Here is a 15,991-nt window from a genome sequence, read left to right as displayed (position 1 = left end):
TCACTCCTGAGGGCCAGGCGGAGAAATTGTCTCGCGAAGAAATGGTTCAAGCACCGCAACCAATTGATCAACATCTGTCGGCTTGAACACACCGTCGATTCCGTCATGCCAAATGCGGTTGAACGGTGCGTCGTAGAGTGTTTCGATCACGATGCTGCCGTGTTGGGCGATGTAGTTCTTCAACAGGTTCATGAATTGCACCTGCTGAGCTGTCAGGGTTGGATGGGCGTGCAGGAAGCTCTTGAAGTGCTCTTCAATAGCCTGAGAATCCAGACCGATGATCTCGCGCACAGTCACGTGCAGCTGTGCTGCAGTACGGCCATAGAACTCATTCAATACATCCAGACTTACACCCGGATGGCTGGTCAGAATGGTCGAGGTCAGGGTCTTCAGGTCCGCCTCGGCAATCGGCTCACCTTTATGAATTTTCTGCAAAATTGGGTTAGCTGCGAGCATGCCGTCAAGAATGCCCTTGAGTCGACGACGATAAAGCATTGCCTCATTGGCGCCAGTGATGTAAACCCGACGCTCTTCAGCTAGTACGTTGTCGTCCTTGGCCTTGGTAATCGCGGTTCCGTAGCTTGCTGAGCTTCCCGTCTGCCGATATTTCATAATGCCGCGCAGCTCCTTACGGGCGTTTTCCAGCTTGTCGATGCTCGGCTGCTGCCAAAAATAGGCACTGCGTACCTCGGCAAGGATCGTATCTTTCTGGCGCACGGCTTGGATGTTCACAGCCAGCTTATCCAGCTCGGCCAGCAGCACAATTTTTCCGTCCTCGAAGCAACTGGCCTGCTCCACCAGGCAACGCTGAATACCGGCAACAAGCTTGTCCAACGCAGTGGCGTGCTTGTCACTCAACACCCGAGCAGCCATCAGCGGCGCAATGGTGTCACTGAGCAGGTGCTGGGTCTTACCGTCGAAACGCTTCAGCAGATCGCTCTGCTGCAATTGGTGGACGTTGCGCAACTCACGCCTTACCGCCACACTGGCCTCTGGCAAATCATTGATATCCGCGCGCATCAACTCAATGGCGGTATCAAAAGCCGCAGCATGGTTGAGCCTGAGCGCAGCCTGGGCCAGTTCAAAGCGAGCCTCGAAGGTAGTCTGCAGTAGGGACTTTCCGCCTGTGTCTTCCGGCTCCTGATACTCCTGCTCGAAGAAGTCGAAGTTTCCGTAGTGATCGAAGATCAGGAACTCTTCCTTGTCCTTGCCACGGCCGAACAGGTTGGGCCGCAGACGTGTACCGCGACCAATCATCTGCCAAAACTTGACCCAAGACTTTACCGGTTTGGCGAACACGAGATTGACCACTTCTGGCACGTCGATACCGGTGTCCAACATGTCCACCGAGATGGCAATTCGGAAGTCGTTGTCCGGTTTCTTGAATTCCTTGATGAGTGTGTCGACATGTGCAATGCCGTTGTGGATGACCTTGCAGACCTTAGCGCCATATTGCGGATAGAGCTTACAGAAGAGCTTCTCCAGGTGATCAGCATGGTCCTGCCGCTGGGCGAATACGATGGTCTTACCAACCAGTGAGCCAGTTTCATCCTTGATGCCGTTGTTGATCAGATTTTCCAGGATGATTCGATCCGTATCCTCACTGAAAATCTTGCGGCCAATATCCTTGCCTGCAACGGTAGTGCGCTTGGCTTCCTCTTCGCCAAGGTCCTCTTCTAGCTGGCGCTTCTGCTCGTCACTCAGATCCCTGTAATGGATGCCATCACGCAGAAAATCGGTGGTTAAATCCTTGACGCGAAACGGTACCAGATAAGGTGGATCGTTGTTGATGGCTGCGTCCAGCCCGAACTCGAAGGTGGGGTCGGTGGTTTCGCAGTCGAAGATGTCGAAGGTGTTACGGCTGATGAACTTCACCGGCGTAGCGGTGAGGCCAACTTGGAGAGCATCAAAGTAGTCGAATAGATCGCGGTACTTGTTGTAAATACTGCGGTGACTCTCGTCGGCGATGATCAGATCGAAAAAACCTACATCGAGCTGGGCAAAGCGATTCATCATCCCAGGGTAGGTAGCGATGTAGATGCGCGCGGTCTGATCCACTTTGTTGGTTTCGCCGATAACGCAGCGCGGCTCGCTGGGCAGATTTTGCTTGAAGGCATCGTCAGCCTGAACTCGCAGCTCCTTTCGGTCACAGAGAAACAGCACACGCTTAGCCCAGCTGGTGCGTAGCAGCAGTTCAGCAAGGGCAATGGCAACACGAGTTTTGCCTGTACCGGTGGCTTGAATGATCAAAGCCTTGCGACGTTGCTTCTGAAATTGCGCAGCAACAGTCTTGATTGCCTCAATCTGGTAGGGGCGATCGGCAATTTTCAAATCAGGGTTGTGCTGTTCAAGTTCGGCAATACGGTACTGGCGCTGGTAGGCCAAGTATTCGAGGCTGCTCTTGCTGTAGAGACCATAAACCGGGCGATAGGTGTTGTACTGCTTGTCGTCCCAGACGAAAGTTTCGTAGCCGTTACTGTAGAAGATTACCGGGCGCTGCATTCCCATGCTCACGAATCCGTCGGCATACATGCGTGCCTGCTCACGCCCAGCCTGCAGGCTGACGTTGCCAGACCGCTTGGCTTCGATTACCGCCAACGGCTGACCGTCGTCACCCCAAAGCACGTAATCGGCACGTCCCTTCCCGGAGGTATTACCTGGGAAGTCGACCTCCACCTCGCGGCCGACCTGTTCAGGGTTACTGATGTCCCAGCCAGCCTGAAGCAACATGGCGTCAATGAGCAAAGCCCGCGTCTTCGCCTCGTCCCATTGCAGGCTGTCGGCAACCTGCTGGCTCTGCTGCTGACGCACGTGCAGCTCGGCATCTGCTGGGCGCTCCAGCTTGTCGATGTTACGGGTCCGCTCTTGCTCCAGCTTGTCCATCACGCGCTGGAGCTCTTCCTGCTGCTGATTCAGCTCTTTTTGATAGGTGGCAACGGTCTTTTGCAACGTGGCCAAAGTCGCCGTCGGATCCTGCACCTCAGCAAACTCAGGAATGTCCGCCTGAGCGGTGCCCTGATATTTCATGGCCATATACATGGCCAGTTGGTAAGCCGTCTTCAGGGCCTGTTGCGCATTACGCAGATCGCCTTCGCCTCCATGCGCGGTGTCGTTCCCCTGAATTCGCAGGAAATTGAGCTGGTAAACCAGCGGCTTGCTTACACAGTCGACAAAGACCGGATCCTTAACTAGCTCGTAAAAGGTGGCCTGCGGCACACGGGGCAGTGTTTCATGCTTGTAGATGGCCTTGGTCATCTCTTCGGCAAAGCTACGAAGTCGCGTGAGCGCACTGCCCGGGTCGACGTGAAGTACGGCCTCCGCCAAACCAGCGAGATTTGCCAGCAACTCGTTGCCAGACCGGAGGAATTCGAAATTGACTGATTTCATATAAGCGATCTTATCCATGTCGGTCTTATAGCGAAGACCATGCCAATGTTTATTCGACGTCGTACTTTTCCATCCAGTTGCTCAATGTCTGCTGGCTTTTCAAGCCCAGCAAACTGGCGGCTCGCGTCTTGTTACGGCCCGTCAGCGCCAGCGCCTTGCGCAGGTAGCCACTGGCAAGTTCTGAAATTATCCCTTGTAAATCAACACCTTGAGAAAAATCCAGAGAACAAATGTCCACATGTTCCTGAGGAAACTGGAACAGCGCTTGGTCGATATCCGCCCCGTCAATGACATCGCCCTGACTCCACAAGGCGGCACGAAGCAGCACAGATTGCAGCTCGCGAACGTTGCCACGCCAAGGGTGGCTCAAGATAAGTTTCTTTGCTTCAGCGGAAATTTTCTTACCTGCCATCGAGGAGTCTTGCTCGGCCAAACTGGCAAGCAGCGTGTCGGCCAACAGGAACAGATCTCCTTCACGCTCTCGCAGCGGTGGCAAGTGAATAACTCCAACGGCTATCCGGTAGAACAGATCCTCACGGAATCGCCCATGCGCCACTTCCTGCATGAGGTTTCGATGAGTCGCCGTAATCAATCGCACATCCACCTTCTGCTCTTGGCTTGCGCCAACCGGAACAAAGGTCCCGCTCTGCAGCACCCGTAACAGCCGAACCTGCACATCTGGCTTCAGCTCACCGAACTCGTCCAAGAACAATGTGCCACCGTGGGCCTGCTGGAACACGCCGTCTCGACTCTCGACCGCGCCAGTGAACGCCCCTTTGCGATGACCAAACAAGGTAGCATCGATGAGTTCTGGGACTATTGCTCCGCAGTTAACGGCGATGAAGGGGGCAGCGGAACGAGGGCCAGCATTGTGGATAGCTCTGGCAAATAGCTCCTTACCTGTACCGGTTTCACCGTAGATCAAGACTGGAACCTGCTTTTGCGCCAGCACATTCGCTTGTGCCTTGAGCATCGACATACGCGCACTTTGGGTGACAATGCTATCGAACGCCGCGTTGCCTGGGGCATCGTGGTCTGCCAGTCGCAGCAGCTTATTACTCGTCATGCCGCTGGCGGCAGGCAAGTACTCGGCCGCGATTTCAAACGGCACATCTACCTGCTGCACACCTTGCTCAAGCGAGGATTGGTAAAAGGTGGCGGGATAGCTGGTTTTGCCCAGCAGTATCCACACTGCCTGCATGGCAGGTGTGCCTGGACTGAGCAAAATTGACAGATCCATGCGAGCAGCAGACAAACGCTGCAAATGCTTGCTCGCGGACTGATAGATGTCTCCAAAATGAACTGGAGAGCTCAAAGTCTCGTGGTATGCCTGGACGGGAAGATCAACACGCTTGCGGAGCCACGCAAGATAGGGCTCAACACGATCCGGTGGATACGAACAAAGCAGATCAACTCGATCAAACTTTTCCGCCATTAACGTCGACATGATCGGTCCGATCTCGCCACCGTTTACAGCTTTCAGATCGTTGCCGCCCGCCCAGCAAATCAAGGCACGCTGCTTATTCGACACTTTCCCTGTTCCCCTGGCTAAATCTCCCGGCAAATACTAGCAGTTTGCCAGATCACCTGACATGCTGAATGCCCTTACGATTGCCCAAGGTATTCGATGTCCCACAGGCTAGCGAAACAGTGAAATGGCATTCATCGATCTGTTCTTAACCTTCTCATGCACTTTGGACAATCACTAGCTCGCGTCGACGATCAGAGCACATAAGGTCAGATAGGAAGACACCATGACTGCAGCTGAAGACCTCTCCGAAGGTCTCTACCTTAAACTCATCGAGCACGTCAGCACCTTGCTCAACGCGTTGGCCTGCAGCGCCGATGATCCCGGCCTTGTCTCGGCTCAGGCAGAAGCGCAGAGCAGGCTCAAAGAGATTGAGCAGGCACTGACCAAAGCCATCATCGAGCTTAAGGAAAACGCCGAACACAAAACTTTCACAGTTGCCTTTTATGGCGAAACCAACGCTGGCAAGTCGACGTTGATCGAAACCTTGCGGATTCTTCTCAGGGAAAACACCAAGCAAGAACAGCGTCAACGCTTCCTAGCTTTACAACAGCAGTCGGGCCTGAGTGAAGCCGCGCTGCAGGCACTGGAAAGCGAAGTCGAATCGTTGGGCACTCGTCTGGCCCAAATTGAAGCTGAAATAGTCGCCGCTGATGGTCGCCACGACCAGCGCCAGGTCGAGCAACAGTTGCAGGAAGATACCCTCCGCGTGCGTATCGAAGAGCAGAAACGCAATGCTGACCTGATCCAACGTATTCTCAACCTGCTACGAAAACTTCCCGAGGAAATCGCCCTTGCGCAGTTGCTCTCCGGCGCCTCGGTACTGCCCGTGCAGCGAGAAACCGAACTGACAAAGTTGCGCGAGCAGAGTGAGCTTCTGCAGAGCCAACTCAGCGAAAACCGCCAGCGTCATGCAACGGCTATCGAGAATTTGAAGCAACTGGCTGCCTTCGAAGACGGCGGCATCATCGGTGATGGCCGTGCCGACTTCACGCGTGAAACCCAGGCATATACCTTCAAGTCAGAGGGGCAGCAGTTCCAATTGCTCGATGTACCCGGCATCGAGGGTGACGAGAGTAAGGTCAGCGAGCAGATCAATAAAGCAGTCCAGTGTGCCCACGCCGTGTTCTACGTCACGCCCAAAGCTGCACCTCCACAGACAGGTGATACTGGCCGCCCTGGAACACTAGAAAAAATCAAGGCTCAGCTGGATGCCCAGACGGAAGTGTGGACGCTTTACAACAAGCGCATCACCAACCCGATGGCCCTGCAAAAGCCAACCCTGATCAGCACCGACGAGCAGGCTAGCCTGGATGACCTAGACCAGGTCATGCGCAAACAGCTCAGCGAGCATTACCGACGCAGCATGACCCTTTGTGCTCTGCCAGCATTTTATGCGGCTGCCGAATGCCTAGTCCCCCGCTCCACGGCAGCGTCCAGCCGCAAGAAATTCCTCGACACCATGTCGTCAGATGAGTTGCTGGAAAAGTCCGGCATCAAGCAGTTCTACCGTCACCTAACCCGTGATCTGGTTACGGATGTAAAGGCGAAAATCCGTCGTTCGAACATGAACAAGGTTCAGCTCGCGGTAACTGACGTTTGCAAGGAGATCAAAACGATTCAGGTCTCGCAATTCTCTCCATTGGCCAAAAAGCTCAACGAGGAAGCAGAGGACGCCTGCGATCAGTTACAGATTGCATTCAAGTCCCTCAACAGCCGCTTGAGCAATGTGGGTGAACGGGCTATCGGCGAGTTCGAAGAAGCCGTGCGCAAGCGCGTGTATGGCCGTATTGAACATGACTTGAGCAATGATGAGTTCAAAGCTGCCCTCGAACGGGTGTTCGAGAGCGAGCAAGCCACCCTGCAAGAGAAACTGCCAGCAGCGCTACATACGCAGGTTGAGCAATTCCAGAACCAGGTCAGCGACATCGTCCAGCGTTTCGAAGCGCATGCCAAAGACTTGATCAATGGCTACTCACAAATAGGCAAAGCTCGTCTGGCGAGTGATTTCAACCTCAATGTGAACATCGATAACGGCATCAATGTGGTAGGCCTGTTAGCCAGCCTGGTCGGCGGCGTAGCGTTGTTCTGGAACCCAGTCGGCTGGGTGCTTATGACCATCGGTGTAGCTACACTACTGATCGGCTTCGCCAAGTCGGTATGGGGCTTCTTTGACAGCGACTACAAAAAAGGCCAACAACGCAAAGCGACCGACGACAACCTCGATAACGCATGCGATGCCATCCGCGAGGGCTTCCAGAACACTTTGGCGGAATCGTTGCCGCCGCTGGAAGAGAAAATCGAACAGATCCGCACCGCCTTGAAGCAACCCGCCCTGCAAGCACGGCACATCAGTCAGAAGCTCGACGCGGCCCATCTTGGCCTGAAGAAACTCGCCAGCGACCTCAAAGCATAAGGAACTGCAGCATGAATTCGACCCTTGAACTCTTTCAGAATCAAAACAACAAGGCGCTGGCCCTGCTGGACAAATTGCTGGCATTCCTCAAGCAAGGTGCGGCACTGGGCGTCAACATCGACCCTACTCTGCTGAGCAAGCTCGCCCACTCCAGCCAGAATCTGGCCAATGACAAGCTCAAAATTGCCTTGATTGGCGGCTTCTCTGAAGGCAAAACATCCATCGTCGCAGCCTGGATGGAGCGCCTGGACAAGTCCAGCATGAACATCAGTCAGCAAGAGTCGTCGAACGAGGTAAAAATCTACGACGTAGACAACAACTTCGTACTGATCGACACCCCCGGGCTGTTTGGCTTCAAAGAGCAATACAACGCCGACATCGATGCCATGGAGAAGTACAAGGACATCACACGCAAATACGTCAGCGAAGCACACCTTGTGCTCTATGTGATGAACTCGACCAACCCGGTCAAGGACAGCCACAAAGATGACTTAAACTGGTTGTTCCGCACCCTCGACCTACTACCACGCACCGTATTCGTCTTGAGCCGCTTCGACGAAGTAGCGGATGTCGAAGACGAAGCCAGCTATGTGCAGCACTTGCAGGTCAAGCGCAGCAACGTCGAAAGTCGACTGCGCGAGTCCATAGGCGCCAGCAATGCGGAGGTGGCAGCACTGAGCGTTGTTGCGGTGGCGGCAAACCCGTTCGACATGGGGACCGACTACTGGCTCGAGCGCTTGAACAAGTTCAAAGCACTGTCGCATATCGCCAACCTGCAACTGGCAACAGCAGGCAAAATCCAGTCCAGCGGAGGCCCTGCGAAGATTGTCGAGCAGGCACGCAAGAGCGTCATCCTTGATGTACTACACAAGGAGTTGCCGGTGGCGGTGGCGAACGACCAGCGCCTTGGTGATGAAGTGGAGCGCCTAACGGGGGTCAACCGCACACTCAGCCGCCAGCTGGACGGCGCCAAGGGCCAAATCGCCGAGGTGCGGGTTGGCCTGCGCGAGTTTGTCTCGCGTTACTTCGCCGGCCTGATCATGCGCTCAGAAGGCTTGACGCAGGAAACCTTCAGAGAGTTCTTCGAGCGCGAGATAGGGCGCGACGGCATCATGGTAACTACACGCCTGCAGAACGAATTTGATCGTCAGCTCAACAGTGTCAGCCAGGAGCTCAGCCGCATGCGCCTGAGCTTCGACTCAGAGATCGATCACTTCAACAGCACCGTGATCAATCTGGGCAAGCAAGGCGTGAACTATGTGGTCAAAGGCAATTTGATCAACAACGGCAGCATCCTGGCGGCCCGCGACGGTATTGTCAGTGTGGCCAAGACTCTCGGCGTGGATCTGGGCAAAGTACTGAAGTTCAAGCCTTGGGGGGCCGTGAACCTAGCCAAGAACCTCAACGGAATCTTGTCAGTTGCAGGCTTGGTTCTGGAAGCCTGGGATAGTTATGAACGCAAGAAACGCGAAGATCAGTTTAGGCTGGCCATCGCCGAGATGGTGGACAACTTCAACACACAGCGTGAAGAGTTGCTGGCCATGATCAACGATCAGAGCTTCGAGCAACAGTTCTTCCCCGACTATGCATCGCTGCAGACCAATGCAGCGGATGTTCAAAACGCTATCCAGACTCAAAACCAGTTGCGTGAGCAGTTCCAGGAATGGCGCCACAACGGGGAATTGATTGAGGCCGAGTTCAAACGAATCGAAGGGTAAAATTACGATAATCGGCCTATCCATCAGTTCAGTGACCTGCAAGATCGTATCGATGCGGGTCACTGGGCAAACGCATGCAAGGTGCAGCCTCGCGAGAGGCGTCTTGCGATATCCATGTGGTAGCCGGTATTGCCGGCAAAGCTTCAGGCCACAGCCCAAGTATCGCGTGGCCCGACCTACAAGTAGGTAAAGCTGCTGGCGATGGGCCGCTGGACGGTCTCAACGGTAAAGAGCAGAAGTTCTGCGGCGAGAGGATTACCGCGAAAAATCAAACACGCGGAACATAGGCTTTTTTGGGAACAAACCTATCTTCAAAACACGCGGGAAACGGATCATCGGTGTGCATGCCCTCAACCGGTTTCCGCAGGTACTGTTCCCAGTCATCCGTCACATTACGCAGGTCGATCTCGTCGTTGAACGACGTATGGCGGCAGGCATCCATACGTGTCTCGACCGCATGCTTGAGCAATACGAAAGAGGCTAGTTGCTCCTGGTCGAACGAACGCGTGAGGTAGGGATAGTGGATCACCAGCTCAGTTTCTCCCTGCTCTTGCAACTGCCGGTTCACCTGACCGAACAACCTGTCCACACGCCCTACTCGCTGCTCGTTGTCACCCGGGGTCCAGGCGATCCCGTAGTGGTGCACCTTGCTGCACTGAAGATGCAGATTTACCCCTTCCTGGAATACCGAGGTGGCCACCAGCACATTGGGATAAAAAGGACTATTGAAGCCAAGAATCAGCCGCTGCCGGTTGCCTGACTGGCCACTGGCATACCAGGCGGGGCTTTGCAGGCTGGTAAGAACGCGCCAATCCTTTCGCCAGTCTACCAGCGCATGGTCGGTAATTTTTTCACAGATTTGCTCGAAGGAATCCAGGGCCGCGATGAAGTACTGTCGGATCAGCGAGTCGGGAAGGCGCGGTTTCAGCCAATCGACAAAGGCAAGGTAACGACTTTGAGCATCGCCGCGCTGAGTGACGTGACGAAACTCCGTGAACCAACTATAGAGCTCGATGATAACCGGGCTGGCGAACAGAAAGCCGGTTTTCACATAATTGCCGAAATTCTCGGCGATACCTCGGCCTCGCGGCCCGGAGTCCAGCCAGGTATCCAGCCGCTGGCGCGTAGCTTTGGGTAGCCCTTCATACATCAGGCCCCACAAGCACGGCATTGGCTGGTCGTATTCGATCTGTGTGCAGCCAGTCCCCTCCGCCGATCCACTGCTGCCCGCGCTCCCCCCGTGTAAAGCTAGACGCGCCCGCAGTGCCGCCGCTCCATAGTCGTCTCGATCACGCTCACCAACACGTTTACGGTCATACCCGGCATATGGGTCCTGGCGGTAGTCACTTGCCGGCTCCAACAACAAAGAAAACAGGCTCTCAGGCTTGCGCAAGCGCAAGCTGAAATTCGAGCAGTCCGTACTGCGGTCCTTCAGGTGTTTCTTGACCACAAACAGATCAGCAATATGTGAGGCCAGCTTTTCATCGCCGCCCTGGGCATCGGCAACTTCTGTTTGCTCCTCATCATCAAGAAAATCCTGATCGCCCAGATCTACAGACGCCTGCTGGCTGACATACTGGTTGAAAAACCTGCGCGACCAACCTGCCTTCCGCCACCGCTCCAACAACCACTCCTGATCTTCCGGCTGCCAGGCCTGGACGATTCGTCGCGCCAGCATCTGGTCACTGGCGGCATTCATGCGCTGGGTAATTTCCCGGACCGAAGCGATCCGCCGCACAAACACCAGGTGCTTGTGGTCGTGCAAGGCTGTGCGCGTGTCAAAAACATTTTCAGGCTGACACTCGAGCATCAGCGTGTCGTACTTGGGATGCTCGGGATGACTGTGGAAATACTCACGGTGCAGCTGGGTCAGATGAGTAAGAATCCTCGTATCCGGGGCGCCGGTAAACGCCTGCGTAGAGTGGTCCTGTTGCGCCTGAGCAGCATCGATGACATCGACATCCAGCTGGGTGCCAATGGATTCGAAACCCTCAAGGTAGCCGTACAAGAACCTGCGCCCATTGCCATTCTGCCCTTGTTGTTGCACCAGTTTTTTCTGGTACAGCGCGAAGAACATCTCGGCTTCGGGATTGCCATGGAAGCTTGCCGGTAACGATTTTTCATGGCGATAGTTGTATTTATTGCGATAGCCCTGCGCGCCTTGCATCAGACGCAAACGCCGCAATGCATATTTGGCGAGAAGCTCATCTGGGTCGGGTTGCTGACCGTCCGCCGGTGTGTCGATGAAATACCCGAGAATGGACGCTATATCCCTGGGCGAGGAATGGCTGGGCGTCGCGGTGAGCAGTAAGACTTTCTGCCCGAGCCGATCGCCCTTTTCTCCGAAGAATTTCCGCGCTGCCTTGGCGCGCTGCGACTCTCCATCGGCGTTGCGAAAATAGTGGGCTTCATCCACGACAACCAGATCGAACCCCTTGTCTCCCAGCGATGACTTGAGGGTTCGGTGAATGCTGGCAGCCGCTTGCTGGGCTTTCAACAAGACATCGCCCGTTTCCTTCTCGTCATGGCTCACAAGGTTGCTGAGCGAATGGATAGTGGTGAAATGGAGCTGCCCACCGCCCTCGCCGACCGCCTCGACCAGCTCCTTAAGCCCTTTGTGAATCTGCGTCTCGTGCCGCGGCCTGCGCGCAGGCCCATCGCTGATCAGATGCTCGCCGCCCCGGTAGTGGTCGCGTAGGAAGACCGCATACTCACGTGCCCAATGATGGCAAATGTCCCGGTTGGGTGCCATGACCAGCACCCGGGCGGAGGGCTTCAGCTTCCATAGTAACGCCATGATGCCCAATGCCTGGAACGTCTTGCCCATGCCGACTTCATCGGCCAGCAGTGCCACATTGTGCATGGACAGCTTGTTCCACAAACCGGCAACGCCCTCAGCCTGGCGCGCCGGCATGGAGATACGCTCGCAAGTTGCATAATGCCATTCGCTATCGGTTGCATCGAAGTTGATCCAGTCCGCAACCTGCTCCGGCTTCAAGCCCCCCCACTCACTTCGACGCATAATCACATTCCTTCTTGACGCGACGAAGATACCCCAGACGCTTTTGCAATTCCCGCGGCAACCGTGGTGGCACCACCTGCAATGTCGACCACAACACCTCTGCGGGCGCACGGTGCTCGAAGCCCTGGTATGACCTTACTGCCTGGTTGTAAAGCGAATTGACTTCCTGAGCGAGGAACCAGTTGAATACGCTGGGCTCGCTGCCTTGAAGCTGCTGGCGGGTCTTGGCCACCAGTTCCTGTAGACAGCCCGGGTAGCCGAAAACCCAATGTTCTAGTTGTGCCGTATCGGTTACTACGCCCAGTCGCTCGCGAAACTGTTCGATTGCCTGGAACAGCCGGAAATAAGACAACGCATCCTGTTCGATCGCGGCTGAAGGCAACGGCGGGTCTTCATCCGCCCCGGCACCGGTACGCAGGCAGGGGCGCAGCACAGTGTTGGTATTGCTGTGCGGATCGATTCCAGCGACCAGGCTGTCGAGCAGATCCTTGAGCGACTCGAAACCTTGCGCACGCCGAAAAGACTGACCGCTTTCAACGATAATACCTCTATACACCGGCGGGGCCTGGTTCTGCAGGAGAATGCTGTAGCTGTGATCCGCCAGCATTGCCTCGTTGTCCGGAGTAACCTGCTCGATCGGTATCAGCCAATACCTTCCACCCTGGCGCCGAGCCTTCCACTGCAGGGCTATCGGCTCGCTCACACCGGGCAACTTCAGCCAATAATCATTGCAAGGCTTATCGGCCCACCAGTTGCCTGACACCGTAAAGCAGGCGCGCTTCCAGTCGTAGAGCACCTGTAAGTCGAATGGCAGCTCTTCCGGGACATTCAAGCAGTCCTCAGACAACAACTGCTCGCTGGCAAATTCAGCCTCGGTGACATCGATGCGCTCTCCCAGCATGTCTGCATTGCGTTTGCAGTTCAGTACGATGCCGGCCTCGATATTGCGCTGCTCGAAACTGCTGGTACCGGCATGGGTGAAATTCCACGAGCCGATCGCCAGGTGGCTCCCCTGGGGCGAGCGACACAGCCATGCCTTAGCGTGGGTCATTTCGGCTAGGTGGTGGCGCGAGGAAGGATTATGATGAAAAGCCAGGGCGCCAGTGTCGATGCAGGTCGCCAGTGCTTCACTCCAAGGGGTTCGGAAATAGCGGCCTTCGAGCCGGTCCGCGACCACTGCCACCTTCAAACGGAGATTACCTGACGCAGCCTGAAGCCTCTCCAGCAAGTTGGGCAGGTCGGCCGCCAGGTAGGGTGACCAGACCTGCAACGACGTGATCCGGTCCTGCGCCATGAGGTGCTGGAGAAACGTCTGTTTGTCAAAGCTGTGCACGAACTGCCAATCGGAATTGCTGGCCGCAAAACGCCTGGCTGTCCAATTGAGCTCCAGTTCGAACGGCTCGACCAAAACGTTGAAAAAACTTTGGATCTGCTTGTATTGGCCGTTATTGCAGACGCGTTGGAAAGTGAACACTTCCTGATTGCGCCCCCAGCCACCAACGGTTAAGTTCGCGCTGCCCGCGCCCAATACCATCTGCCCCGACTTGCTCTCCAGGTAGATGACCTTGGGATGAAACAGCGTCTGCTCGGTAAAGCCATCGTAGGCACTGAAGGCGCGCGTGGACACACAGTGAACGTGTATGGCCGTCCGCTTGTACTGATCGGCTTCCAGCATACGTTTGTCGCAGAAAACCCGGAAGTCGATGCCCTTCTCCACCAAGTACGACTGGAAGCTTTCGTAGTCCATGCGATTGCGTGGCGGCTCCATGCCCAGCACTGTCGGAAGCAGATAGGTTTCGACGAAAGCGAGATTCAGGTTGAAAGTGGTCAACCAGACCCGGTGTACTTCGTCCAGCCCCTCCAACTGCTGCTTGAAGGCATCGAGCAACTTCATGCGGCCTCCCCGTGCAAGCCGGCGAGCAAATGGCGAAACTGGGGAATGTAGTACTGATGCACCCACCCCCCCAGCGGCCTGTCGTCGAGGGTCGGCTCGTCCCGAGGCCGCACATGGATCTTGAGCTGAGTACCGCTGCCCTTTGTCAGCCACGGTGACTGTCCGCGGCTTTCCATGATGTACGCATGGTAGTTCAGCAGTGCGTCCATCTGGGCCGGGACGTCACCCTGCCCCGCCACGCTAAGCAAGCCGTTCAGTCGTGATTGGCCGGTTGCCGACAGCACCGTAGCCATCCCGGTGTTAGCTTCAATGGGAGCGGCGCAGGCCATCAAGGTGGCGGTATTACGGCCCAGGGCCTCCCAGCGTTGCTGGACCTTCTCCACGGCTTGGGATTTCTCGACCAGCATCAGGTGGAACAACAAGTCCAGCTCGCTGAGCAACGGTTCCAGCATGCGCACGTGCTCAAGCTTTTGCTGCGCATCTTGCGACAGCGGTTGCTTCACCGCCTTCTCGAATACGGCGGCAGCGGATGCGCTGCTGAGCCCCTCACCCAATACTTTGTACAATGCCCCCGGGGCGCCCTGATCCAGTTCGGTAACGGAAAGCCAGAAGTCGCATGTCTTGGCACCAACCTGCGCCGAAGATGGAAAGGCGGCAACCTGAGCCCGAGTGAGCGTTGCCGGCACATCGCAAAAATTCCGCTTCGGCTCGCCGCCGTTGCTTGCGAGCAGTTCCCTCATGTGAAAGTGCAGGAGGCGATAAAGACGGGACAGCGTCGGAGTATTACTGATCAATACGTCTGCGCTTTTCCACAACGGTGCGGCCGTGGGCAGGTTGTAGCGATAGTGGCGATCGAAAAAACCCATCTCCACCAGCGGCGTCTTGTAACGGCCGCTTACGCCAAGCAGGGTTTGCCGAACCAGTACCTGCGCTTTGCTGCCATGGTTGAACGAAAGCGAAGGGTTCCCCCCCGCCTCATACCACCGACGTCGCGCCTTACTGATGCCCAGCACGCCGGTACTTTCCAAGCCCGCGGTGTCTTGATGAGCGATGACGCTATAGACGTAGAGATTTTCCAGGTACACCAGGCAGGCATGCTTGAAGTTGAGATCATGTTTGCCGGCGTAGATCCTTCTCAACCCGGCGCCTAACGTGACCGAGTCGTCGTCAATCAGGCTCTTGATCAGGTAGTGATTGAACAGATTCAGGGTGAAGTTACGGATGTCGTTGGAGATTGAGCTGATCCGGTTCTGAAAAATCTGCTGGCCGAACCCTGACCAGATTACCTGCAGCCCCAAGGGATCGATATTCAGCTCATTGCCGAGGCTCTCGTCGTACTCGGTCAGAAACGCATTCAGCAGCACAACCAGGCACCTCTAACAACCATCTGCCCCTGACTCATAACCATCCTCGAAATCGGCCGGATCCAATCTGGCTGAAAATTGCATTTCGCCACTATCACTGTCAACTGTTTGAAGCCAAGGGAAAAACCTACAAGACCTTTGAGTTAGAAGAAGGTTACATCAAGCACATATCCGCTGTCCGGGAGGCGTAATGGACAGGTACGTTTCTTAAAGCTCTCTGCTAATCATCGTTATCAAGCACGCTGGCAAACTGCCCTGCAATCGGTGGTGTGATCGAGGTGAACCGGTGGCCACGGGGAATGCGATGTGCCACGGCATTCCATTTGGTATTCCAACTGAAAATTCGAACCGATATTTATATTATTAATCAATATTTTGCTGCTCAAATTCAACTTCCCCCGGCCCACCAATCCGAAAACGACAAAGCCCGCCAAGTGCGGGCTTTGTCGCATCTGGGGTTTGTCCCTCCTCCTCCCTCCAAGCCCCAGCATACAAGCGGGCTCCTTTGCTTTGATTCTGCTGAACGGTTCTTGAAATGTAAGCGGCTGGCAAACACATGTGGACCGCGCGTTCAATAACCATCTGCGCTCGTGAACTGGTTAGGGTATCGGTTATTGTCCCAATCGGCGGCCGCGTCAGTAGACTGCCTGCGGCGAGTAATC

Annotated in this window: 7 protein-coding genes; 2 read left to right on the top strand and 5 right to left on the bottom strand. The window is 55.5% G+C overall.

The features are described 5' to 3' along the window. Together LOY28_RS03555 and LOY28_RS03550 are read right to left on the bottom strand one after the other, a co-directional pair. Positions 1 to 3,405 (bottom strand): DEAD/DEAH box helicase family protein, encoded by a 3,405-nt coding sequence (locus LOY28_RS03555; protein ID WP_258613086.1) that lies wholly within the window; start codon positions 3,403 to 3,405, stop codon positions 1 to 3. A gap of 31 nt (positions 3,406 to 3,436) precedes the next feature. Continuing rightward, positions 3,437 to 4,918 (bottom strand): sigma-54-dependent Fis family transcriptional regulator, encoded by a 1,482-nt coding sequence (locus LOY28_RS03550; protein ID WP_258613085.1) that lies wholly within the window; start codon positions 4,916 to 4,918, stop codon positions 3,437 to 3,439. Between the two features lie 223 nt (positions 4,919 to 5,141). On the opposite strand from LOY28_RS03550, the gene LOY28_RS03545 reads away from it, so the two are divergent. Together LOY28_RS03545 and LOY28_RS03540 are read left to right on the top strand one after the other, a co-directional pair. Next, complete coding sequence (locus LOY28_RS03545) at positions 5,142 to 7,331, top strand: hypothetical protein (protein ID WP_258613084.1); 2,190 nt, start codon at positions 5,142 to 5,144, stop codon at positions 7,329 to 7,331. Positions 7,332 to 7,342: 11 nt separating this feature from the next. Continuing rightward, positions 7,343 to 9,049, top strand: coding sequence for a LeoA/HP0731 family dynamin-like GTPase (locus tag LOY28_RS03540; protein ID WP_258613083.1), 1,707 nt, complete (start codon positions 7,343 to 7,345; stop codon positions 9,047 to 9,049). Between the two features lie 268 nt (positions 9,050 to 9,317). Here LOY28_RS03540 and LOY28_RS03535 read toward each other — a convergent pair whose 3' ends face one another. Genes LOY28_RS03535 through LOY28_RS03525 form a run of 3 tightly spaced genes read right to left on the bottom strand, consistent with a single transcriptional unit; the run spans position 9,318 to position 15,329 of the window. Further along, a complete protein-coding gene (locus tag LOY28_RS03535) occupies positions 9,318 to 12,071 on the bottom strand; it encodes a DEAD/DEAH box helicase family protein (RefSeq protein ID WP_258613082.1) in 2,754 nt (917 codons plus the stop codon). After that, positions 12,058 to 13,965, bottom strand: coding sequence for a hypothetical protein (locus LOY28_RS03530; protein ID WP_258613081.1), 1,908 nt, complete (start codon positions 13,963 to 13,965; stop codon positions 12,058 to 12,060). Before LOY28_RS03530 ends, LOY28_RS03535 begins: the two co-directional genes overlap by 14 nt. Continuing rightward, positions 13,962 to 15,329, bottom strand: coding sequence for a hypothetical protein (locus LOY28_RS03525; protein WP_258613080.1), 1,368 nt, complete (start codon positions 15,327 to 15,329; stop codon positions 13,962 to 13,964). Before LOY28_RS03525 ends, LOY28_RS03530 begins: the two co-directional genes overlap by 4 nt. Positions 15,330 to 15,991 lie beyond the last annotated feature (662 nt).

It is taken from the genome of Pseudomonas sp. B21-017 (genome assembly GCF_024749245.1).
GTDB lineage: Bacteria > Pseudomonadota > Gammaproteobacteria > Pseudomonadales > Pseudomonadaceae > Aquipseudomonas.
This window is presented reverse-complemented; position numbering and strand designations above follow the sequence as displayed.

Bases quoted from the DNA above. Each gene is read 5' to 3' on its own strand.
- LOY28_RS03555 (WP_258613086.1), bottom strand. From the start codon at position 3,405: ATGGATAAGATCGCTTATATGAAATCAGTCAATTTCGAATTCCTCCGG.
- LOY28_RS03545 (WP_258613084.1), top strand. From the start codon at position 5,142: ATGACTGCAGCTGAAGACCTCTCCGAAGGTCTCTACCTTAAACTCATC.
- LOY28_RS03540 (WP_258613083.1), top strand. From the start codon at position 7,343: ATGAATTCGACCCTTGAACTCTTTCAGAATCAAAACAACAAGGCGCTG.
- LOY28_RS03535 (WP_258613082.1), bottom strand. From the start codon at position 12,071: ATGCGTCGAAGTGAGTGGGGGGGCTTGAAGCCGGAGCAGGTTGCGGAC.
- LOY28_RS03530 (WP_258613081.1), bottom strand. From the start codon at position 13,965: ATGAAGTTGCTCGATGCCTTCAAGCAGCAGTTGGAGGGGCTGGACGAA.